Source organism: Streptomyces sp. NPDC050388 (assembly GCF_040655635.1).
In the GTDB taxonomy this organism is placed as follows: Bacteria; Actinomycetota; Actinomycetes; order Streptomycetales; family Streptomycetaceae; genus Streptomyces.
In genome coordinates, this window is the sequence record NZ_JBFAKH010000074.1 from 14,598 (window position 1) to 35,903 (window position 21,306).

General features: G+C 69.8%; 17 protein-coding genes. 3 read left to right on the forward strand and 14 right to left on the reverse strand.

Going from position 1 to position 21,306, the window contains the following annotated elements; translation table 11 throughout:
• Positions 1–16: 16 nt before the first annotated feature.
• The 12 genes from AB0I73_RS31495 to AB0I73_RS31550 form a co-directional block, all read right to left on the reverse strand.
• Positions 17–637 carry a class I SAM-dependent methyltransferase gene (locus AB0I73_RS31495; protein WP_363043084.1) on the reverse strand — a complete coding sequence of 207 codons (621 nt, stop codon included), beginning with the start codon at positions 635–637 and terminating at the stop codon, positions 17–19.
• Complete coding sequence (locus tag AB0I73_RS31500; RefSeq protein WP_363043086.1) at positions 634–1,713, reverse strand: HAD-IIIC family phosphatase; 1,080 nt, start codon at positions 1,711–1,713, stop codon at positions 634–636. Before AB0I73_RS31500 ends, AB0I73_RS31495 begins: the two co-directional genes overlap by 4 nt.
• Positions 1,710–2,882: an acyl-CoA dehydrogenase family protein gene (locus AB0I73_RS31505; RefSeq protein WP_363043089.1), complete on the reverse strand. Its 1,173-nt coding sequence runs from the start codon at positions 2,880–2,882 to the stop codon at positions 1,710–1,712. The genes AB0I73_RS31500 and AB0I73_RS31505 overlap by 4 nt, the downstream gene beginning before the upstream one ends.
• Complete coding sequence (locus AB0I73_RS31510; RefSeq protein ID WP_363043091.1) at positions 2,879–3,148, reverse strand: acyl carrier protein; 270 nt, start codon at positions 3,146–3,148, stop codon at positions 2,879–2,881. Before AB0I73_RS31510 ends, AB0I73_RS31505 begins: the two co-directional genes overlap by 4 nt.
• Positions 3,141–4,001: a 3-hydroxyacyl-CoA dehydrogenase family protein gene (locus AB0I73_RS31515; RefSeq protein WP_363043093.1), complete on the reverse strand. Its 861-nt coding sequence runs from the start codon at positions 3,999–4,001 to the stop codon at positions 3,141–3,143. The genes AB0I73_RS31510 and AB0I73_RS31515 overlap by 8 nt, the downstream gene beginning before the upstream one ends.
• On the reverse strand, positions 3,998–6,994 hold the full coding sequence (locus AB0I73_RS31520) for a beta-ketoacyl synthase N-terminal-like domain-containing protein (protein ID WP_363043095.1): 2,997 nt from the start codon (positions 6,992–6,994) through the stop codon (positions 3,998–4,000). The genes AB0I73_RS31515 and AB0I73_RS31520 overlap by 4 nt, the downstream gene beginning before the upstream one ends.
• Positions 6,987–9,383, reverse strand: a complete 2,397-nt coding sequence (locus AB0I73_RS31525; protein WP_363043097.1) for a non-ribosomal peptide synthetase — start codon at positions 9,381–9,383, stop codon at positions 6,987–6,989. The genes AB0I73_RS31520 and AB0I73_RS31525 overlap by 8 nt, the downstream gene beginning before the upstream one ends.
• Positions 9,380–10,879, reverse strand: a complete 1,500-nt coding sequence (locus AB0I73_RS31530) for an NAD(P)/FAD-dependent oxidoreductase (RefSeq protein WP_363043099.1) — start codon at positions 10,877–10,879, stop codon at positions 9,380–9,382. Before AB0I73_RS31530 ends, AB0I73_RS31525 begins: the two co-directional genes overlap by 4 nt.
• Positions 10,876–11,853, reverse strand: a complete 978-nt coding sequence (locus tag AB0I73_RS31535; RefSeq protein ID WP_363043101.1) for a phosphotransferase — start codon at positions 11,851–11,853, stop codon at positions 10,876–10,878. Before AB0I73_RS31535 ends, AB0I73_RS31530 begins: the two co-directional genes overlap by 4 nt.
• Complete coding sequence (locus AB0I73_RS31540) at positions 11,846–13,009, reverse strand: hypothetical protein (RefSeq protein WP_363043103.1); 1,164 nt, start codon at positions 13,007–13,009, stop codon at positions 11,846–11,848. The genes AB0I73_RS31535 and AB0I73_RS31540 overlap by 8 nt, the downstream gene beginning before the upstream one ends.
• Before the next feature lie 86 nt (positions 13,010–13,095).
• The gene (locus AB0I73_RS31545; protein ID WP_363043105.1) at positions 13,096–14,049 is read right to left on the reverse strand and encodes a transketolase C-terminal domain-containing protein; all 954 of its coding nucleotides are present in this window, start codon (positions 14,047–14,049) and stop codon (positions 13,096–13,098) included.
• An 11-nt stretch (positions 14,050–14,060) separates the two neighbouring features.
• Positions 14,061–14,831: a transketolase gene (locus AB0I73_RS31550; protein ID WP_363043107.1), complete on the reverse strand. Its 771-nt coding sequence runs from the start codon at positions 14,829–14,831 to the stop codon at positions 14,061–14,063.
• A gap of 327 nt (positions 14,832–15,158) precedes the next feature.
• Between AB0I73_RS31550 and AB0I73_RS31555 the strand changes: the two genes are divergently transcribed.
• Positions 15,159–16,412 carry an ATP-grasp domain-containing protein gene (locus AB0I73_RS31555; protein WP_363043109.1) on the forward strand — a complete coding sequence of 418 codons (1,254 nt, stop codon included), beginning with the start codon at positions 15,159–15,161 and terminating at the stop codon, positions 16,410–16,412.
• Positions 16,413–16,484: 72 nt separating this feature from the next.
• Here AB0I73_RS31555 and AB0I73_RS31560 read toward each other — a convergent pair whose 3' ends face one another.
• Both AB0I73_RS31560 and AB0I73_RS31565 read right to left on the reverse strand, forming a co-directional pair.
• Positions 16,485–17,714: an MFS transporter gene (locus AB0I73_RS31560; protein ID WP_363043111.1), complete on the reverse strand. Its 1,230-nt coding sequence runs from the start codon at positions 17,712–17,714 to the stop codon at positions 16,485–16,487.
• Positions 17,715–17,767: 53 nt separating this feature from the next.
• On the reverse strand, positions 17,768–18,961 hold the full coding sequence (locus tag AB0I73_RS31565; RefSeq protein WP_363043119.1) for an ATP-grasp domain-containing protein: 1,194 nt from the start codon (positions 18,959–18,961) through the stop codon (positions 17,768–17,770).
• 338 nt (positions 18,962–19,299) lie between these two features.
• On the opposite strand from AB0I73_RS31565, the gene AB0I73_RS31570 reads away from it, so the two are divergent.
• Together AB0I73_RS31570 and AB0I73_RS31575 are read left to right on the forward strand one after the other, a co-directional pair.
• Positions 19,300–20,460, forward strand: a complete 1,161-nt coding sequence (locus AB0I73_RS31570) for a GNAT family N-acetyltransferase (protein ID WP_363043113.1) — start codon at positions 19,300–19,302, stop codon at positions 20,458–20,460.
• Positions 20,461–20,940: 480 nt separating this feature from the next.
• On the forward strand, positions 20,941–21,306 hold a 366-nt coding region (locus AB0I73_RS31575), incomplete at its 3' end, for a transposase (protein ID WP_363043115.1).

Consider the following 21,306-nt stretch of genomic DNA (forward strand, 5'->3'; position numbering starts at 1 on the left):
TTGGCGTCCATTGTCCTTACCGCCGGGTCAGCAGAGCGAACCAGTGCCACTGGTCCGGCTTCTTGGCCGTGGGGAAATTGCGGAACCGGCGCAGTTCGTCGACGGCGAAATGCGGCAGGAAGGCCGAGAGGATGTCGTCGGAAGTCAGCCGGATCGGTCCGCTGCCGGGCACCATGTGGTCGGAGAAGCCGACGACCGCCATCCGGCCTCCGGGCTTCAACAGCCGCGCGACCTCGGCCACATAGGCACTCCGGGCCTCGGGGCGGATGTTGTGGAAGATGAAGGAGTCGTGCACGAGGTCCGCCTCGCCGGCCGGCAGCCCGGTCTCGAGGACGTCCGCCTCGACCCAGTCGACATCGACTCCGTAGAAGCCCGACAGGGTGCGGGCAGCTTTCAGCGCCTGGGGCGAGACGTCGACGCCCGTGACCCGGTAACCGTGCTGGGCGAAGAACACCGACTGGACTCCGGCACCGCATCCGAGGTCGATCACACGTGCCCCGGGCTCGATGGTGAGGGAGACGACCAGTTCGGCGACCGGCGGGTTCACCGCGCCGGTGACCCAGGTGATCTCCCCCAGCGTCTCGTTGTCGTACTTGCCGGAGAAGTTCTCTATCCAGCGGTCGGTGAATGCCTTCACTGGTGACTGCCTTTCGTGGTGCCAAGGGTGACTGGGCGATCGGTGATCCGCACGTGCGCGGTCGCCGCTTCGGACGGCGAACCGGCCAGGGCCAGGTTCTTCACGCCGTCGCGCTCGTCCTGCTCGCGGAAGCCCGCGAACCGGTAGGTGACGTACATCGGCCGGTTGACCGGGGTGCTGACGAAGTCCGCGGTGAGCGCGACACCCCGGGCACGGGCCGCGTCCGCGAGTTCGGCGACGATCGCGGGCACCAGGTTGCGGCCCATCACACGGCAGGAGAGCAGGAACAGCCGCACGCGCATCTCGTCGTCGGTGTGGCGGACGACCACCACGCCGATCATGCCGTACTCACCGAAGTCGTCCTCGAGTTCGAGGACGAGTACCGAGTGCCCGGGATCCGTCGTCAGCGCGGAGAGCTCTCGCTGCCCGAAGGCCAGACCCGTGGTGTTGAGCTGGTTGGTGCGCGTGGTGAGCTCCGCCGCGCGCGTGAGGTCCTCGGGGCGCGCGTCCCGGATGGCCAGCCGGAGGTGGAGTGAGGCGAGGAACTCGCTCTTGGTGCCGGTGAAGACCCTCTCGTCCGCTTGGCGTCGTTCCTCGCGTCGGTACAGCTCGCGGCGTGAGACGGAGTCGGCCGGGACCGCGTCCGGCGCCGGGATGTCGTCCCGGGTCAGCAGGGTGTGGACATCGCGGCTGTCCACACAACGCACCTCGGGATGGCTCGCGGCCACTTCGGCGCGCTCGAAGGGATCGTCGTCCACGAACAGCACCGTGTCGGTCCCGACGTTCAGGGCAGCCGCGATGTGCTTCACCGCGTCGGACTTGGGGCTCCACGAGATCTCCGGGTACAGGAAGAACTCGGCCAGCCCGGCGGCCTCGAGAACGGGCATGGCGACGGCGGCGTCGTTCTTGCTCGCCACCGACTGCAACACCCCCCGCCCGTCCAGCTCCTGGATGATCCGCACCACGGACGGCCTCGGCGTCCCGTCCGCACCCTCGACCAGCGCGCCGTCCCACAAGGTGTTGTCGAGGTCCCAGACGACCACCTTCACCTGCGGTGCGGTTCGTGACCGGTTCACTCCGCTCCCCCTGTCCGGATTTGGCCGCCCTCACGGGGCACGGCACGTTCCTGTCGACGCTGCCGCCACTCGGCAAGGCTCTGTGTCACGAAGGCGTCCGTGAGGAGTTCGGTGTTGCCCTCGATGATCTCCATGGCCCGCGCGTCCTGGACCCGGCGGTCGACGACGGAGCCCGCCACCAGTCCCCGTGCGCCGTGGACCTGGGCGGCCGCGCGCGCGGCGGTGGTGGCCGCCGCCGTCGCCGTGAGCTTCGCGGCGATCACCAGCCGCTCCACCTCCGGATCGTCGTGCTCCAGGGCCTCGGCCGCCTCCCGCACGCAATGCTCCGCCGCCAGAGTCGAGAGGGCCGCCTCCGCAATCTTCGACCGCACACCGCCGAGATCGCTGAGCGGACCGCCGAACTGCTGCCTGGACGTGGAGTGCGCTATCAGAAGGTCGCGGCACCGCTCGGCGATGCCGAGGGCCCCGGCCGCCACGCACAGCCGCCCCAGGCGCAGCGTCCGGGTCGCCACCTGGGAGACCGCGAAGCCTGGCCGGGCGACCATCCGGTCCGCCGCAACCAGCGTTCCTTCCAGGTGCACCTTCGCCAGGTGTGCCGTGGCGAGCCCCCGCACAGGCTCGTCCGGCTCGATGCGCACACCGGGGTCGGACGACAGCACCACGAAGGCGACGTCGCCCTGATCCGCCTTGGCGAACACCAGCAGGTGGGATGCCTGGAGGCCGAAGCACACCCACCGCTTCACACCGTCCAGACGCCACCCGCCGGGCTGTTCGACGGCCGAGGTGCCAAGACGGCGGGCGTCGCTGCCCGCGGAGTCGTCGGTGAGCGCGAAGGCCCCCAGCGCCTCCCCCCGAGCCAGCGGCTCGAGGTCCTTGCGCGAGGACGCCGATCCCCAGCGCTCCACAGCCCGGCAGACCATGGCGTGCGCGGTCAGCAGAGTCTGGGCGGAAGGGGAATGGCCGGCAAGCCGGCGGCAGGCCGTCACGTACTCGGGAACGGTCCACGCCGTTCCCCCTGCCTCGGGTCCGAGCATGGCGCCCAGGACGCCTGTCGAGGCGAGGGAGGCGACGAATTCCCGCGGTACGCCGCCCTCCGCGTCCCAGACCTCGAGTTCGTCCGCGTGGGCACGGAGCAGGTCCGAGAACGCGCCGAGAGGACCGTCCGTCATGGCAGTCGTTTCCTCCTCTTGCTCTCCACGAAGCGCTGGATGCCGTCCAGGGTGTCGAAATTCGCGATGTCCAAGTCCTGGTCCTCGACTTCGACGCCGTACCGGCGCTGGATCATGTCGATGAGCTGCACGGCGACCATCGAGTCGAACATGCCGCTGCTGATGAGCGGTTCGTCGGAGCCGATGTCGTCGACCGAGTCGGCATACCGGCCGAGAAAGTCGAGCACATCTGCGCGAACGTCGGGATGAGCGGGAGCGTCATGCATGGCTGCCTCCTGTCCTGGAGTAGTCGTAGAACCCTGAGCCGCTCTTGCGGCCGAGGCGTCCTTCAGCGACCAGCCGGTCCAACAGCGGCGCGGGGGTGAATTTGTCCCCGTGGTGTTCACGCAGCACCAGAAGGGTGTCCCGTACCGTGTCGAGGCCGATCAGATCGGCGGTCTGCAAGGGGCCGGACCGGTGGCCCAGGCATCCGCGGAACAGCTGGTCGACCTTGCGCGCGTCCGCGACTCCGTCGTCCAGCGTCGCGATGGCCTCGTTGACGAAAAGCATCAGGCTGCGGTTGATGACGAACCCGGCCCGGTCCTCGACCACCACCGGTCGCTTGCCCATGTGCCGCAGCAGGCTCTTCACCGTGCGGAGGGACTCCTCACCGGTGAAAGGCGTGCTGACCACTTCGACGGTGTCGATGAGGGCGACCGGGTTCATGAAGTGCACCCCGACCGCTTGGCGGGGGTCGCCGAGTGCCGTGCCGAGCGTCGTGATCGGCACGGCGGACGTGTTGACGGCCACCACGGTCGATTCGGGGAGCACCTGGCCGAGCGCCGTGTGCACCTCGACCTTCACGGCCGGGTCCTCCACGACGTTCTCCACGACCAGTGAGGTCCGGGCCAGGTCGGCGAGGTCCGCGGTCACCGAGACGTCCGCCGACGCCCCCTTGCCGCGGCGCAGGGTGGCGAGGCGCTCCAGGTCGGCCATCCCGCTCCGCACCCGCGCCCGGGCGTCCGGGACGACGTCATGGATGACGACCGGTACGCCCGACCGGGCGAGAGCGTGTGCCACGCTCACGCCGATGGTGCCGGCGCCCACGACACCTACGGGTTGCTCCGTCCACGAGGTCATCGGGCCTCCTTCGTTCCTTCGCACGACTCCTGCACAACCTCACCCGTACGCATCCAGTGCTCGATCGAGGTCACCATCTCGTCCAGTCGTGCCCGGTGGAAGACCACCGCGGACGGCACCGGCCGCCCGAGGGCGTCGGAGAGGCCTGCGATCAGACGCAGGCCCATCAGGGAGTCGCCGCCGAGGTCGAAGAAGTGGTCGTCCCCGACCGGCTCCACCCCGAGAACGGCGGACCACGCCGCGCGCACCGTCTCCCCGACCTGCCCGGCGCGGGACAAGCCGTCCCGCACGCGCGCCGCTGCGGGGGTGCCAGAGCCCGTGCCCGGCTCCGCTCCGGGCTCGAGGAGATGCGCTGTGGACCCGCTGGGCGCCGCCGCTGCGATACGGTCCCCCGAAACGATCAAGTGTCGTGGGCGGGACGCGGTGGGAGGCAGGGGCACCGGCTGGACGGTGAACGCGCACGCGGACTCCCAGCGGACGGGAGCGCCCGCCTCCCAACAGCGGCCGAGAGCCGAAAGGAACACGGTCCCGTCGTCACGCTCATCGAAACCGCGGCGCACCGTGGTGACGGCCGACGCGGGATCGAGACCGCTCTGGCGGGCGATGGTCCGCAGCTGCCCCGGACCGATCTCCAACAGGACGTCGCAGCGGTCGGCCAGGGCGCGGATGCCGTCACCGACGTGAAGGGTTCTGGACAACTGGTCGGGCCAGTAGTCCGGACCGGCCATCTCCCCGGTGTCCCAGGTACCCGTGGTGTCCACCACGATCGGCAGCTTCGGCGGTCGCACGACTCCCCTGGCCAGCTCCCTCACCTCCGGACGCAGGGCGTCCATGAGGGGTGTGTGGAGGGCCAGGCCGTCGGCCACGGTGCGGTGGCCGACCCCTCGTTCGTCCAGCGTCCTTCGGAAGAGGTCGATGCCGGCCGGTTCCCCGGCGACCACGCACGAGTGGGACGAGGTACGGATGGCCACGTGCACGGCGGGCGGCAGCTCGGGCAGTTCCTCGGCCGCGGCCAGAACTCCCAGCATGGCGCCCTCGGGTGCGCGGGCCAGCAGTCCCGCCCGTGCCATCACAAGGCGGTAGGCGTCGTCCTCGTCGAGGGCACCGGCGGCGTAGGAGGCGGCGACCTGGCCCAGGCTGTGGCCGAAGACCGCGGCCGGTCGCAGGCCGATGTCCTCAAGTGAGTGAAGCAGTGACATCTGAAGGGTGAACAGCGCGGCGTGTGCGACGAGGGGCCCGTCGAACGTGGGAGGGACGGTGCCTCCTCCTCGCAGCATGGCCCTCAGGTCGATCCCGCCTCCGGACGCGGGCCGCGGCCGCCTGGCGGTGAACAGTGCGGAGAGGTCCACCCCGGTGTGCCGCTGCGCGTGCGCGACCGCTCGATCGTGGTGGGCACGGAACCCCGGTATGCACTCCCGCAGGCCGTGGCCCATGCCCGGATAGTGGTCGCCGACACCGGAGAACACCATCCCGATGCGGGCGGTCCGAGTGGCCCTGCGGGGTGTGACGCTCCGAAGGGCGTGCACGGCCTCCTCACGTGTGGTGGCGACCACCACACGACGCCACGGGCGGGCCTCACGGCCCACGCCCAGGGTGCGGGCGACCCCGGCAGTCGACGCGCCCGATTCGAGGACACCGGCCACCGCGTCGGCTGTTTCCACGCAGGTCTCGGCTCCGGCCGCGGACACGGGCAGCACGTGGGGCGTGGCGACGGTCCGCGTTCGGACCTGCGCCGCTTCCGGCACCCGCGCGGCGCCGGGCGCCGACGGTGCCTGCTCGAGAACGACGCTCACGTTGGTACCGCCCAGTCCGAAGGAGTTGACCACCGCGCGCCGCGGCGAGTCGGTCCACTCCTTCGGCTCGGTGACCAGGACGGGGCCCCCGTCGGTCACGTAATCGGCTGCCCGTCCCCGGTGCAGGCTGGGGTACTGAACACCGCGTTCCACCGAGAGGACGGCCTTGATCAGGCCTGCGATGCCGGCCGCTTCCCGCAGGTGTCCCAGCTGGGACTTGACCGAGCCGACCCCGGAGTGCGGCAGGACGCGGGAGAGCGCGTCCCACTCCACGGCATCACCCAGCGCGGTGGCGGAACCATGGGCTTCCACGTAGCCGATCTGCTCCGCGCGCAGCCCGGCGATCTCCAGGGCGTCGCGGATCAGGGCCTGCTGTCGAGCGCTGCTGACGGAGGAGAAGGCGTCCTTGCGGCCGTCGTTGTTGACCGCGGTGCCCCGGATCACGGCCCGTACCGGCCAGCCGCGTTCCCGTGCGTCCTCGCAGCGCGCCAGCAGCACGACGCCGGCCCCGTCGCCCGGCACGGTGCCGTCGGCGCGGGCCGAGAACGGGCGGCAGGCACCGCTGGGAGAGCCGATGCCTCCGGGGTGAGCGGCGTAGCCGTGCTCCAAGGGCACCCGGACGGCTGCCGCACCGGCCAGCGCGACCTCGCACTCGTAGGACTCGAGCGCCTGCACGGCCAGGTGCACGGCCAGCAGTCCGGTGGAGCACGCGGACTGCACCGTCACACCGGGGCCCCGGCAGTCGAGCCGGTAGCTGATCCTGGAGGCGAAATAGTCCTTGTGATTGCCGGTCTCCACCAGATTGCCGTCGGTGGCGTCGGTGATCCCGCTCTGCTCCAGCAGCCGCTCGTGCCGATTCGTCCCGCAGCCCGCGTAGACCCCGATCTCCGTATGGGCGCCGCCCCGGACCCCGGCGTTCTCGAGAGCCCGGCGCGCCAGGTCGAGGAAGATCCGGTGCTGGGGATCGGTCAGCAGCGCCTCCCGGGGCGACATCCCGTACAGGCCGGGGTCGAAGTCGAAGGGCGCCTCCAGCCGGGCCGAGGCGCTCACCCAGCTCGCCCCCGGGGGAAGAGCGCGAGCGGGTGAGGACGGCTCCCGGTCGACGGCGTCGTTCCCCGACAGGAGAAGGGCGTCCAGCGCGTCCTCGCCGCCGGCTCCCGGAAAGCTGAAGGCGAGCCCCACCACAGCGATGTCAGTCACGCCGACTCCTGGCCCTCGCGGCACGACGGCGCAGCCGGGCCTGTTCTATCCCGGTGCGGCGCTGCCCGCTGTCGGCTCCAGGTGAAAGCGCCTCCTGGTCCTGGCTGGCTCCCTGCTCCTGGCCGCCGGAGCCGTCCTGGTCCTGCAGGACACGCACCAGGACGGCCTGCTCCTGCACTGTCACTCGCTTCATGAGTTCGCCGAGCGGCACGACGATGCCGAACGCGTCCTCCATCGCGGCTCGCAGCACCAGCACGCGCAGGGAATCGCCCCCTGCGGTGACGAACGGAAGGTCGGTGCCCACTTCTTCCAGGCCCAGTACCGAGCACCAGAGGGCGGCGAGCTCGGCCTCGGTCCCGTCGATCGGCCGGGCGCCCTCCAGGACGCCGCGCGAGGGAGGCTTCAGGGCGGACCGGTCGATCTTGCCACTCAGTAGCAGGGGCATCACCGGCAGCATCACGATCAGCCGGGGAACACAGTGTGCGGGGAGCCGTTCCGCCAGTTCCGCGCGCAGACCGGCGGCGGTGACCTCCTTGTCCGGGTCCGGCTGGACGAAGGCGACCAGCTGGGCCCCCTGCTCCTTGTCCGGCTGTCCGACGACCGAGCCCTGTACCACCCCAGGAAGGGCACGCAGGACGGACTCCACCTCACCTGGTTCCACACGCAGCCCGCGGACCTTGATCTGGAGGTCACGCCGGCCGCCGTACTCGAGGTGGCCGTCGGGCAGGAATCGGGCGAGATCGCCCGTGCGGAACATGCGCAGGCCGTCGACGTCGAGGAAACGCCGAGCCGCTTGCGCCGGAGCGCCCAGGTAGCCCGTCGCGAGCCCGGGGCCCCCGGCGTACACCTCGCCCCAGCACCCCGGGGGGACGCGCCGGCCGTCGGGGTCGAGCAGGCGGATGGTGCTGTCCAGCGGGGTTCCGATCGAGCAGGTGGTGCCCTCCCGGGGCCCGCTGCGATGGGTGGCGTAGTCGTACTCGGTGAGCGTGTAGGTGTTGTGCACCGCGGGGCCCGCGGCGCGGACCCGTGCTTCCAGGGCGGTGTCAAGAGCCTCACCGCCGACGAAAACGTGCCGCAGGTCCTCGAGCCGGTGGAACTCGGGGGATGCGCTGAGGACGCGGAGCATCGACGGCACGAAGCTCACCACGTTCACCCTCTCCCGGGCCAGGAGGCCGAGGAGGTAGCGGTCGTCCTTCTCGCCACCCGGCCGGGCGATGACCGCAGTGCCCCCGCTCGCCAACGGCCAGAGGAACTCACGGAAACTGATGGGTGACTTGAGCAGGTGACGGTCGCCGTCACCGAACGCGTACAGCGACTGCTCCAAGGCGATCCGCGAGGTGTGCATCCGGTGTGGCCTCACCACTCCTCGCGGCGTACCGGTGGTGCCCGAGGTGAAGATCACGTACGCCGGGTCCTCCGGGCCGACCCCGCCGTCGCTCACCGGTGCCGGGGGCGGACCGGGCACGGAGGACCGGGCTTCCACGACGTGCCGGGTCGGGGCCGGGACCTGTTCCCGTCCGGCCCGGGTGGTCACCACGGTCCGAATTCCAGCCTGATCGGCCACGGCCTCCCGGTACGCGGCGGGGAAGACCGGATCGAGGTAGCAGACGGCGCAACCGGCCATCAGGATGCCGAGCAGACCCGCGAAGAGTTCGGTGGACCGGGGGCCGACCAGACCCACGATGCTCCGCGGCGTCACGCCGGCCGCGGCGAGGTCAGCCGCCACGGTCGTCGCCAGGGCGCGCAACTCCGCGTAGGTGGTGGTCCGGTCGCCGTCGACGAGGGCGATTCCATCCGGTCGGCGCGCGGCCGTGGCGAGGAAGAGCCGGTGCAGGGTGGTGTCGGGGTAGGTGACGACACTGCCCTGGTGGCGTTCGAGGAACGACGTCTCCTCGTCGGTGAGGATGTCGGCCGACGCGACGGTCGCGTCCGGCCTGGCCTCGAGCGCGGCCAGCGCGCGACCCGTATGGGCGATGAGACGGACCAGCCGGTGCTCGTCGACGGTCGCATCGGTGACGGTGAACGTGACAGAACCCGGGGCCACCTCGGCGTGGACCTGCGCTCCGGCGGGCGGGGCGCCGGCGGACGCCACCCGGATCCTGACCGGGCCCACCGTGTCGGCGGCCCCGTGAGCGGCAAGCTCGAGCAGTGCCGCGTCCCCCGGCCAGTCGCCCGGCGACCAGACCTCGGTCCGCGTCTCGGTCGACCAACCGCATCCGTAGCGGCGGATCACGAGCCCGGTCAGCACCGCGAGCAGCCGTGCCGGGTCGAGGCCGTGCCGGTCGGCCAGTGCGTGCAGCGCGGCCGCCCACGGCGCGCTCGCGGGCTCGCAGGGTTCTCCGGGCACCGGGGAGGTCCGCGGCGCCGGGAGGACGATCGGAGCGGTCATCGGGACATCGCCGCCTCAGCGGCCACTCGGCCGGTGACGGCTCCATAGGTAACGCCGATGATCTTCGATGAGCTGTCTCCGACGAAGAACAGGCCGGGGACGGTGCTTTCGAGGTCGTGGGTCAGTTCGAGGTCCGGATAGACCCGCTCGACGACCGGGGCGGCGATCACCGCGTGCGCTCCGACCATGCCGGGGGAGAGCCTGTTGAGCCGGGTGATCATTCCTTCGACGTCCGAGCTGAGTTCCGGCCCGAGGAGCGCCCGCAGGTCCGTCTCGGTGGTCTCGAGCAGGCTGCAGGGCACGGGGGGGCCGGAGAGCGGCTCTCCCAGGAAGTCACCGACATGCTGGACCACCGGCCGGCCCTCCCCCGTCTTCATGGCGGCTCGGGAGAATTCGAGCGCGAAGTCGGTGCCGTCGACACCGTCGGGCACGGTCACATTGGTGACGACGCCGAAGTTGGATCTGGTCGTGGGGGTGGTGATGCAGTGCTGGCCGTCCAAGGCCAGGCCTCCGGCGAAGTCGTAGGCCATCAGCCGCCCGCCCGGGCACACGCAGAAGGTGCGCACGGAGTCCCCCCGGTCGTTGAGGAAGGAGTGCTTGGGGTTGTGACAGGCCTCGGTGAGCGGCGCGAGGTCATCCCGCCAGGACTCGATACGGACGCCGAGATCGACCTTCCGGGGAGAAAGGTGGCCGACACCGAGGGTGCCGATCACGCCGCGCACCCAATCGAGTCCGAGCTTGCCCGCGCCGATCACCACGTTGCGGCTGGTCAGACGGTGTTCTCCGGCGGTGATCGTGAACATCCCCCGATCGTCGCGCTCCACTGCGGTGACCCGGGTGCCCATCAGCAGCTCTCCACCCAGGGATCGCAGTTCCTCGAGGAGCGCACCGACCACGACGAGCGACTCGTCCACCGTGATCTCCTGGGAGGGAGCGGCGTCGGAGTGCTGGAAGACCGCGCTCGCCGTACGGTGGTGCGCGCTCTGCGCGGCCGGGTCGGCCGGTGCGGGCTCCGGAGCCTGTGCCGGGGACGTACGGGTCAGCCCCCAGGCGTAGAACTGCTCGTAGACGGAGGCGACGAGGTCCCGGGCTCGGTCGAAGTCGCCCAGGGCCCGTTCCAGACCGCTGTAGGAGCGGGTCGTGCCGTCGGAAGCACGCTCGATCTTCGACCGGGTGAGACCGTTGATGTACCCGAGGTTCGTGTCGAAGTGGAAGGCCGCCCCTCCCACTCCGACCAGGCACGTGCACCGCTTGCACTGCATCCGGAACTTCTCCAGGTCCCGGATCGGGCGTCCGGAGGCAGCGGCGCGGACCCGCGGACACAGACTGGCGTACATCCCATGCCCCGCCTCGACGACCAGTACGCGGCCACCCAGTGCCGCCGCACGGTGGCCCGCGAAAAGTCCTGCGGGACCGGCCCCGACGACAACGACGTCATAGGGGCCGTCGAGCGTCGTGGGCCCGCCGAAGCCGAAGGGATCGTCAATGCGCCTCATCTTCCGAGCTCCTGTATCCATCGGTGGCCGTCCCGGGCGAAGCGGGCCCGAAGCGGCGCGTAGAAGAGGTGGCTGGTGGCACGGCCCTGCCGCCGTATGCGCTCCTCCATCCACAAACAGAACAGAGGTACGAGCGCTCCGACGTCGCGGACACACTGGTCCGTGGACCGGGCGTACCTCCGCAGCGACGCGACGATCGCCGCTCCCATCGGCGAGGCGGGATCGAGCATCTCGTCGACCAGCGAGTCCATCGTCCGGCTCTGGTAGCCGGAGTCGGCCGCGAGCACCGACGTCATGCCGAGATTGAGCACGTCGACTGCCTGGACGCCCTGTTCCCTGCAGTCCTCCCAGTCGATCAGCCCGAGCGCCCCCTCGTCGGAGACACGAAGGTTCCACGGTCCGAGGTCGCCGTGGAACAGGCCGGTCCGGGAGCGCTCCAGCAACGTGACGACGGACTCGGGCAACTCGTGGAAGCCGGGACCGAGGAAGTCCTCCACAAGCTCCCGCGCGTCGGAGTGCCGCCCGTCCCCGTGCAGCGCCGCGACCGCGTCCGTGGCACGTGTCAGTAGAGCCGGAGCACCGGTCCCGGCAGTCGACAGCGCCTCGGGGAAATCGGCCTGCGGCACCCAGGACATCACGAAACCGCGCGGCAGACGGGCCAGGGGCACCGGCGTCTCGAACACGGGCCGCGTCCAGTTCCGACCGGCCAGGATCTCCCATTCCCGGTCGACCATGGTGTCGGCGGGGTTGAGGGGGACCTTGGCGATCCACACGGGACGGTCCTCGAAGAGCACCTCGACGAACAGCCGACGCGAGACGGTGCGGGCACCGCGGGAGACGAAGTGGCGCGCCTCCCAGGCGGAGTCGGGGCGCTGTCCGGCGACGAGTTCGGCCAACTGCTCCCGCACCTGCGCGAGAACCCCGGCGACCGGCGCGTCCCCGACAGGGGAACCGGTCTCGGTCAAATCAAGCACACGACACCTCCGAGATGGACTCGCTCATGTTCCTGAGCAAGCTGGTGACGGGGGGCCCGTCGAGGGTTCGGCGCAGTTCCGCGAGGCCCTGGGCACGGTCGGCCTCGGTGAGGTCGAAGAAGCTCCGGGTGGACTCGCCCATCATCCTGCGGAACTCCCCCAGCCCGCGGCTGTCGTCCAGCAACCGCCGCGCCTGCGCGACGATGCACCGGGTTCCTTCGAAATCGTCCTCGATCAGCGGGTAGTCCACGCCCGGCACGGCGAGCGTGGCGCCCATTCGTGCGAAGTGAGTGCCTTTCAGCATGCGCATGTTCACCACGTGGCCGTAGTGCTGCTCGGGCAGCGCCATCGGGAGCCGGCCCAGTGCAATGGCCTCGTGCAGGGCCGTGAGCCCCGGGGTCATCATGTAGTGGGAGGCGGCGGCGACCTCCCGCAGGAACGGCCGTTGTGAGAGGCAGGTGAACCTGGCGGTACGCCCGTTCACCGTGATCGACTTCTGCCGGGGTCCGCGGAAGGCCCCACCGCACACCAGCACGCTGTCGAGGTGGTCCCAGTCCGTCAGCAGGTCCCGGATCCACACATCGATCAGTTCGAGGTAGTCGTTGTTCTCCTCGAAGTCCAGGAAGAAGTTCTTGAAGCCGCCCAAGTTGATCACCAGGTCGTGCCGCACGTCACCGGCCGCCGGGACGGCGTCGTGGAGTCCCTCGCTGTCGATGATCGATCCGGTGACGTGGAAGGCGGTGCCGCAGAGCGCGGCGACCTCCCGGACCCTCTCGGTCACCCCCGGGAAGTTCTGCAGGATCGACTGGTCCGCCAGCATGTGCGCCGCCAGGATCTGCTCGTGCGGGCTGAGTTTCCCGAAGTGCGCGGCCAGTCCGGCGTAGCGGCCCCGCGGCGCGGAGGCGCACAGGTCAGCGATCTCCTGGAGGGAACGGTCGTGCTGCCAGAAGCTGAACAGGCTGTCGACCATCGCCACGGGCCGGCCTGCGGCCACCGCTCGCATCACCAGGTCGGAGTCCATCACTGAGACCACCAGATCGCAGGCGGCCAGTTGGGCGTCTATGTCGACCGGTCGGTCACCCGTCTCGTGTACCTCGTCGAAGACGTCCGGATTGGCCTGGGCGAAGGCGGCGGCAAACGAGTCGCCGATGAACACACGCCGATGGTCGGAGAGCGACCGCGCCACGACGCAGGCTTTGGAGACAGGACCGAAACCGCAACTCTGGGCACCTATGACGATATTCACTGTTGCCTCCCGGTAAGGGCGGTCGGGGGATGGGCCTGGTTACCGAGTTCGGCGGTGACGCTTTCCACGACGTGTCCGACGTCGATGCCGTAGAAGGTGAAGAGGTCTTCCCTCCCGGCGACCGGCGGGTAGCGGTTGTCGACGGAGTGGAAGCACATACTGCCCTGCCGGTCCGCGAGGACCCTGGCGGTGGCCTCACCGATGCCGCCCGAGCGGAGGTGCTCCTCGACGACACAGACCACCCGAGCCCGGGAGGCCAGTTCTCGTACCCGGGACTCGGGAAACGGCGAGACGAGGGTCAGCGCGAGTACTGACGCCGTGACACCGCGCCGGGTGAGCTCGTCCACGGCGTCCAGGGCTACGGCCACGGTGGCGCCGGCGGAGATCAGCAGGACGTCGGTGTCCTCCGGACCGCGCAGCAGGTCCCCCTGGGAGGCGTCACGCGGCGTGGCACCCTCGAAGACGAGACGGTCGGCGCGCGCGCCCAGGCGCACGTACGCCGGGCCGGCAAAGGACAGCGCCTGTCGCACGGCCCAGGCCGCGGAGGGGGCGTCCGCCGGGCAGAAGACCTGTGTGTGGGGCATGTTGGCGAAGGTGACCAGGTCCTCGGGCGCATGGTGGGTCGGACCCAGCGTGCCGTAGCCGAGCCCGCCCCCGACCCCGATGAAGGTGACCGGCAGTCCGGCGTTGCACACGTCGTTGCGCACTTGCTCCGTGGCCCGGCGGGTGAGGAACGGCGCCATGGCCGCGGCCACCACGCGCCGGCCGGTACGCGCGATCCCCGCGGCCACCCCGACCAGTGTGGCCTCGGCGATCCCCACGTCGATGAAACGCTCGGGATGGGCCGCCTTCAGGGACAGGCCGAGGGCATGGCCGTCCGCGACGACCAGGACCAGCGACTCGTCCGACTCGGCGGCTTCAGCGAGGCATTCGGCCACCGCTGGCCTCATGGGAAGGTCCATTACGCGAACGACCTACCTGATTCCAGTTCGGCGACGGCCTCGTGGAACTGGGCGTCGTCAACCATGCCGGCGTGCCAGCTCGGGTCGTGCTCCATGAACGACACCCCTTTGCCCTTGACCGTCCGTGCGATCAGAACCCGCGGACGGTCGCCATCGCACACGGCCAATGACCGCATCAGGTCGTCGAGGTCATGACCGTCCACGTGGTCGACACCCCATCCGAAGGCCTCCCACTTCTCACGCAGCGGTTCGAGGGCGAGGATCTCCTCGGTCGGCCCTTCCTGCTGGAGACCGTTGCGGTCGATCACGGCCACCAGTGAGTTCAGCCGCTGGTGGCCGGCGAAGAGGGCGGCCTCCCAGACCGAGCCCTCGTCGAGTTCGCCGTCCCCCATGACGACGAACGTGCGCCGGGGCGAGCCGTCGAGGCGGGCGCCGACCGCCAGTCCGGCTCCTATGGCCAAGCCGTGCCCCAGTGCGCCTGTGGCTCCGTCGATGACGGGCGTCGATTCCACGGGGTGCCCCGGAAGAGTGCCTGTGGGTATCTTCAGGCCGACCTCCTCCAGGAGTCCGTACAAGCCCCAGACCGCATGTCCCTTGCTGAGGACCAAACGGTCCCGGTCCGGCGAGTCCACGGTCGTGGCGTCTATACCGGCCGTCCGTAGAACGGCGTAGAGGATCTCGACGACCGAAAGGGAGGAACCCAGGTGAACAGGGCGCGAACGCGCCAACTCAAGGATTCTCTGCCGCGCTCTCCGACAAGTTGGCTCCACCGTACAGGTCTCCCCGGTTCAGTCCGAGTGTTGCTGCCTACAGAACTCGATCTCGACCGGACCGAAGACGACGTCGTCAAGTTGATATTGACGGCTGCCCTTATGATCAGTCAAGTAACGGCTCAAATACAGCGCTTGTCGCAGGAGTCACGACCCAGGAGGGCCGGACGGGCCGGTAGGCACGCCACCCCGTACGCCGCGCTGGCCTTGTGGTTCGCGGCTCCCCGACAGGCCGGTGTCCGGCTCGCAGCAGGAAGGCGGCCTTCTTCCTCCCCGGGCGGTTCCGTCCCCAGCGCCGATCACAGATTGGGTGTCTCACCTATGGTCATGTCCGACCAGACGGTCCTCGTCATCGGCTGGCAACCGAAGTTCCGGCCCTTCGTCCTGGAGTCCCTGAAGCGGCGTAGAGGTGACGTTGTCGTGGCCTGCGAGCACCCGCTGCCCGAGCTACCCGAACCGATCCGCGGCCAGATGGTCGTCGAAGGCCTCCACAGCACACCGAGCGAGCACGTCGCCCGTCTCGTCGAGTACGGCAGCAAGGAGGCCGTCCGCGGAGTCGTCACCTTCAACGACGAACTGGCGTCCTTGTCGGCCGCCGTCGCCGAAGGCCTGGGACTGCCCGGCCCGGCACCGGAGGCAGTGGCGACCGCCATGGGCAAGGCGGCGTCCCGGCGTGCCTTGGCGTCGGCCGGCGTCCCCAGCACCTCCTTCACGTCGGTCCCCTCGAGCCGGCAGGCGGAAGTTCCCGCAGGCTACGACTTTCCGCTGGTGGTCAAACCCGGATGTCTGTCGGGAAGCCGCGGGGTGTTCCGCGTGGACTCCCCCGAGGAGTTCCACCGGGCGGCAGCGCTGAGCGCCCGGCTGGGGGCCTCGGGCCCCCTCGAGAACGACCTCGTGCTGATCGAGCAGTACATCGACGGACACAACCTCACCGTCGAGCTGGCCATGGATGAACAAGACGTCCATGTACTGGCGGTGTGCGACGCCGAATACGACTACGAACCCGTCGACGGCTTGCGCCAGTTCCAGCTCATCAACATGAACTTTCCCAGCAGGCGCCCGAGGGAGGAGCAAGAGGAAGCGTGCGGGGTCGCCGTAGCCGCCGCCCGCGCCTGTGGTCTCACGTCCACCATGGTGCATGTCGAGTTGCGGGTCGCGGCCGACGGGGTACGCGTGATCGAGGTCAACCCGAGGAGCGGTGGGGCCTTCATCCCCGAGATGGTGCGGTTGTGCTCGGGCGTCGACTACGCCGCTGTCGCTGTCGAACTGAGCCAGCAGCGCCTCGTCCCGCCCCCAAAGGCCGAGGGGGGCGATCTCTGCGGGGCCGCGGCCCTCGGGTACTTCCGCGCCCCCGACCACCTGGGAGACATCGGCGGCAGGAAGCTGCACAGGATCGAGCGCCTCTGGGAGGTCCCGGACGAGAGGATCCACCGCCTGGACCTGTGGATCTCCGAGGGAAGCAGGATCGACCCGTCGCTGCCCTGCCTCGGACAGGTCATCGCCACAGGGAAGACGCCCATGGAGGCGGTCGCCGCCGCGAAGGCGGTGACGGCAGGCTTGCGGCTGGAGCTGAAGGCATGAACGGCCCGCGGGCAGTGGAATCACGCGCAAGGGGAGCCCACCGCCCGAGGCCGCTCTCAGTCCGCTCAACGCTCATCGGCCGTCCGGAGGAGCGGGGCTCGGGGTGCCCGGCGCCGCAGTGCGGGCGTAGAGCCTCAGCGACAGCAGACCGAGGCCGTAACCGGCCCCGAGGAGAGCCCAGTACCCGGGAGTGCCGAGTCCGCCGAGCACCGCCATGCACAGCAACGGGGCTGCCGCTGCGGCAAAACCGTGCCCGAGGGAGATCGAGGCCGAGTACGCCCCCAACCGGTCCTTCGGCGCCCGCTCGACCACCAGTGGCTGCATGCTCGGGGCGACCAGCGCCTCACCGACCGCCCCCAGCAGCGCGAACACGGCCAGGGCCACGAATTTGGCGACGGTGGCGTCCAGGTACAGGCTGAGGATGCCGAAGACGATCGAGACGCCCCACACCGCAAGGGCCGTCCGGAGACCGCGCAGGGGCCCCCACCTGTTGCCGACCAGTCGCGTGACCGGTGTCTGCAGCACCAGTACGACGCTGGCGTTGATCCCGATGTAGAGCGATATCGCGAAGATCGGGAACCCGCCGTAGTCCCGCAGCACGAGAGGCAGCACGCTCTCCATCTGGGACAGCCCGAACGCCACGACGCAGAACTGCACCGCGATGAGCGGCAGGAACCTCAGGTCGCGATAGGGACTCCAGGAGGACCTCAGGTTCCAGGAAGGACGCCGTGCGGCCGAACCTGCCGTCTTCACCGGCTCGGCCATCCAGACCACGAGCAGTCCGTAGACCACGAAGCTCACGGCGTTGAGCACGAAGGCCACCCGGTAGCCGGCGGAATCCATCCGCTCCACCAGGCCGCTGCTGGCCACCGCGCCCACGACGTAGCCGATATTGGCTATCTGGTACTGGTTCCCGAAGGCCCTACCGACCCCCTCGGGCCCGAACAGGGACGAGATCAGGGGCGTCAGGCAGGCGTAGAAGACACCGTTTCCGACACCGGACAGGACCGCAGCGAGCACCGCCGTGGGAAAGGACTGCGTCACAGCCAGCACCAGCGGCGTCAGCACCTGCAGGCCCACCGCCGGGACCACCAGGGCCTTCGGCCCGTAACGGTCGCACGCGACGCCCGCGAAGGGGTTGACCAGGACTCCGAGGATCGCGTTGAGGGCGAAGTACACCGACACCTGGCCGATGGTCAGCCCGACCTCCGACCGGAGGAAGATCGCGGTGATGGGCAGGACCATCCCACTGCCGAGCATGGAGACCCCGTAGCCCACGTAGTAAGCACGGGTCCTCCTCACGTCCGTCGGCGCCTGCCCGCCCGCCCCCGTCCGATCGAGCCGGCTGTGCCCCATCACGCGTCCTGTACGGGAACGGGTTCGGTGGTCACTCGCAAGGTCTTCCGCGCCTTGGCGATGGCTCCCTCGCGTGCGGCCGCAGTGGGAGCGTCGACCAGCACTGCCGCCACCCGGTCGAAGGAGGACCTCAGCTCGCGGACCTCGTCACCGCACACCGCGCCGACCCAGACGCGGTCGACCTCCTCCAGCGCCCGTACTTCTTCCACGCCCTCGATCGACACCACCCGTCCGGGCTCGGCCCCGAACTGGCAGGTGCCCGCGAAGCGCACGGGCTCCGGCCCGGTGGGGATGTCCGGCCGTTCACCGCCCGATATCCGGATCAGCGCTTCGAACATATTGAAACCGTGGGCGAAGCCCGTGGCCTCCATCAGCCAGTCGCCCGGTGTCCGGACCGCGACCTCCATGATTGCGGCGGAGTCGTCGTCCAGCCTGAACTCGAGGTGGACGATCCCGTCGCGCATCCCGATGGCCTGCACCACCCCGTGGGCGATCCGGTGCGCCCGCTCGGCGAGCAGCGGCGACTCGAAGACGAAGCCGGAGCGGTGTGCCACTTCCACGAACTGCGGAGGCCCCGTGGTCTCCTTGGCCGTGTAGTTCTCGAAGATCACCTCTCCGTGGTGGACGAGTGCCTCCCAGCTGTACTCGGGGGCCAGGCAGGCGGCCTCGACCAGTACACGAGGCTTCCCCTCGTACGCCCCTCCCACCCGGGCCAGTTCCTGCGGCCCAGGGGCGAACACCACCCCGGTGCTCCCAGAGCCCGAGAGCGGCTTGACGACCACGGGGAACCGGTCCTCGGCCCACGGCCCGGCCGATGCAACGTCGTCCGTCACCACATACTCGGGCTGCGGCAGCCCGGCAGCCGCGAAGACGGCTCGCTGGAGTCCCTTGTTGCGCGAGACGACCGCCGCCTTCATGGAGGGGCCGGGCAGCCCCAGGGCCTCCTGGACGAAGGCGGCGGCGATCACATGGTCCTCCCCGAAAGGGAGGACCGCGTCGGGGCGCCAGTCCGCGGCCGCGGCGAGCGCGGCCGCCACCCATTCCTCCTCGGTGTCCCCGGTCACGGGACAGGAGGGATGGGACTCCAGCCCGAGACTCCGGAGCTTCTCCGGGTTCTCCACGATCCGCGTCTCCATGCCGTGACGCGCGGCCGAGTGGAGGTATTCGGACCCCACCGCCCCCATTCCGACCATGAGCAAACGCCGCATCATAAACCCCTTTATTCAGACCAATTCGACACAGAGGAACGGAAGGCGATGAAAGCAACATCTGCCCCTCTTTGGGAGAAATCTCATTGACGCGCTCCGGCCATCAGGCCGTGCCGGGCAGTCCCGGGCCCCATGGACCTGCATCTCCGTCATAGTTATCATCAAGCCTGTCGAGGCAGGTAGCTGACAGTTCCCCCCCCCCAACACCCCTGTCTCCGCACGAGAGATGCTCCTCCCGAGCGGGCACTCCTCGTATCGACGCGGCGCGCACAACAGAGGGGATGCTCCTTGTGTCCGGTCCGAAAGCCTCTCCTCACCTCCGCATGGCCGAAATCGCCGGCCCGTGGGACGCCCTGCCGTCCTCCCTGTACGGAACCTCTCCCTGGCTGACGATGCAGGAGGGCCACTTCGCGCAGGGCTGCGCGTACGTGATGGTCTCGACGACGGAAGGTCCCAGGGTGGCCACGGTGTCGTACACCATGGGACCCTCCGACTGGGAATTGGTGAACCCCGTCGCCCTCTTGACCCGCGACGCCCCCTCGCCCCCGGAGGCCGGCGAGGAGCGGAACTCGCGGGTGGAGAACGCCGTGCGTCTCCTGCGCGGCGCGAAGGACTCCCTCTACCCGGCAGCGGTGTCCGTCCTGCCGGCCGGGTACCGGCCGGGCCTGCTGCACGCGGACGACGCACAGCCCGCCGAGTTCGACGCCGCGCTCCGCCTGTTGGAGCGGAAGGCGTCGGAGTCGGGAATGCCCACCACCGCGGTCATGCACGTGCCCGCCGCGGACACGAAGACGCGGACCGCGCTGGAGGAACGCGGTTACATCCCCTTCACCACGGCAGCCGACTGCGTCCTCGACCTGGAATGGGAGAGCCTCGATGACTACCTCGCCTCCTTCTCGAAATCCCGACGTGCGATGTTCAGGCGCGACATCCGCGCATTCCGTGGCGGCGGCTTCCAGGTCGTTCCGGCAGACCCCCGCTCCATGAGCAGCAAACACGTCGCCCTCCTGGTCAGCCAGATGGCCCAGTACGGCCACGCTCCCGACCCGGCTGGAATCACGGAACTCGTCGAGCGGGTCATTCGCCATGTCGGGGAAGCATGCGTCCTGCTCGAGGTACACAGGAACGGATCGCTGGAGGCATTCGTGCTCTCCTACGAAGACAACGGCATCCTGCAGCCCCGCATGCTCGGCCTCGACCCGGAAGCCCGGAAGCACAGCGTCTACCTGAACCTCGTCTACTACGAGCTGATCGCCCACGGGATCCGGACAGGGGCACAGGGCATCTCCTACGGCCCGGAGACCTACGAAGCCAAAGCCCTGCGCGGGTGCCGCCCCGACCTCAGGGTCAACTACGTCCGGCTGCCGGACGAGTACCAGGAGACCGGCAGGGTGGCCGCCGAGGCGGTCGATTTCGCCCACCGGCTGTACATCAGGAACCAACCCTGGAGGAACACGCCGGACGTGCCCGCCCGCGCCGGGTGAAGGTTCCGTACTTCAACGACCCGCGGGCCAGGCGACGCCACCCCGGCGAGCTGTCCGACGCCCGATGGGAACTCGTCCGCCCGCCCCGCGAACCCGGCGGGACGTCCGGGGTGCGCGCCGATGTCCTCGCGGAAGCCCTCGGGCATCTCCCGGCCACAGATGCTCCATCAGGACGCCGCCCCCAGAGTGAAGTTCCACCCTCGGCCTGGACAGCCTGATACCGGGACGACAGGTCCCGGAGGAAGCAGTTCCAGGTAGTGAGCAAGAAGAGCAATACGAGCCAGCGGTACACGGCCGAGTCCAAGCGGGACTCGGTCGCGCCGGCGCTGTCCTCGGAGAAGACGGTGACCGAGGTCGCCCGCCTTGCGGGCCGTGAGGCCGCCGGGGCCCGGCACGAAGCTGGTGTCCGACATCACCTGCCTGCCCCCGCTGGCCGGCCGGCGGTAGCTGGCCACGGTCATCGATCTGGCCACACGCGAAGTGATCGGCTGCGCGACGGCCGGCCACCACCGGGCCGGGCTCGACGTCGACGCCCTGCGGACGGCCACCGCCCGCGGCGTACTGAAGGAGGGCTGCATCACGCACTCGGACCGCCGTCTTCCACTTCATCGAGGTCGAGTACCACCGCACCCGCCTGCGCGAGCACCCCGAATACGGCTACGTCACCCCGCTCGAAACCAGAGCCCTGGCGACGCAGGATCTCACCCCCGCAGCGTCAACACCCGCTGTCCAAGCACAAGGTGGAACTTCACCCTCGTCCGCTCCTCCGGCAGGACCGTCACCGAGGTGGCCCGGGAACTCGGCGTCAGCGCCGAGGGGCTGCGCAACTGGGTCAGGCAGGATCAG

What these genes read in the sequence shown, in the direction of transcription:
- AB0I73_RS31570 (WP_363043113.1), top strand. Translation starts at nt 19,300, where the DNA reads ATGGCCGAAATCGCCGGCCCGTGGGACGCCCTGCCGTCCTCCCTGTAC.
- AB0I73_RS31505 (WP_363043089.1), bottom strand. Translation starts at nt 2,882, where the DNA reads ATGACGGACGGTCCTCTCGGCGCGTTCTCGGACCTGCTCCGTGCCCAC.
- AB0I73_RS31525 (WP_363043097.1), bottom strand. Translation starts at nt 9,383, where the DNA reads ATGACCGCTCCGATCGTCCTCCCGGCGCCGCGGACCTCCCCGGTGCCC.
- AB0I73_RS31565 (WP_363043119.1), bottom strand. Translation starts at nt 18,961, where the DNA reads ATGGTCGGAATGGGGGCGGTGGGGTCCGAATACCTCCACTCGGCCGCG.
- AB0I73_RS31530 (WP_363043099.1), bottom strand. Translation starts at nt 10,879, where the DNA reads ATGAGGCGCATTGACGATCCCTTCGGCTTCGGCGGGCCCACGACGCTC.
- AB0I73_RS31515 (WP_363043093.1), bottom strand. Translation starts at nt 4,001, where the DNA reads ATGACCTCGTGGACGGAGCAACCCGTAGGTGTCGTGGGCGCCGGCACC.
- AB0I73_RS31545 (WP_363043105.1), bottom strand. Translation starts at nt 14,049, where the DNA reads ATGAGGCCAGCGGTGGCCGAATGCCTCGCTGAAGCCGCCGAGTCGGAC.
- AB0I73_RS31510 (WP_363043091.1), bottom strand. Translation starts at nt 3,148, where the DNA reads ATGCATGACGCTCCCGCTCATCCCGACGTTCGCGCAGATGTGCTCGAC.
- AB0I73_RS31555 (WP_363043109.1), top strand. Translation starts at nt 15,159, where the DNA reads ATGTCCGACCAGACGGTCCTCGTCATCGGCTGGCAACCGAAGTTCCGG.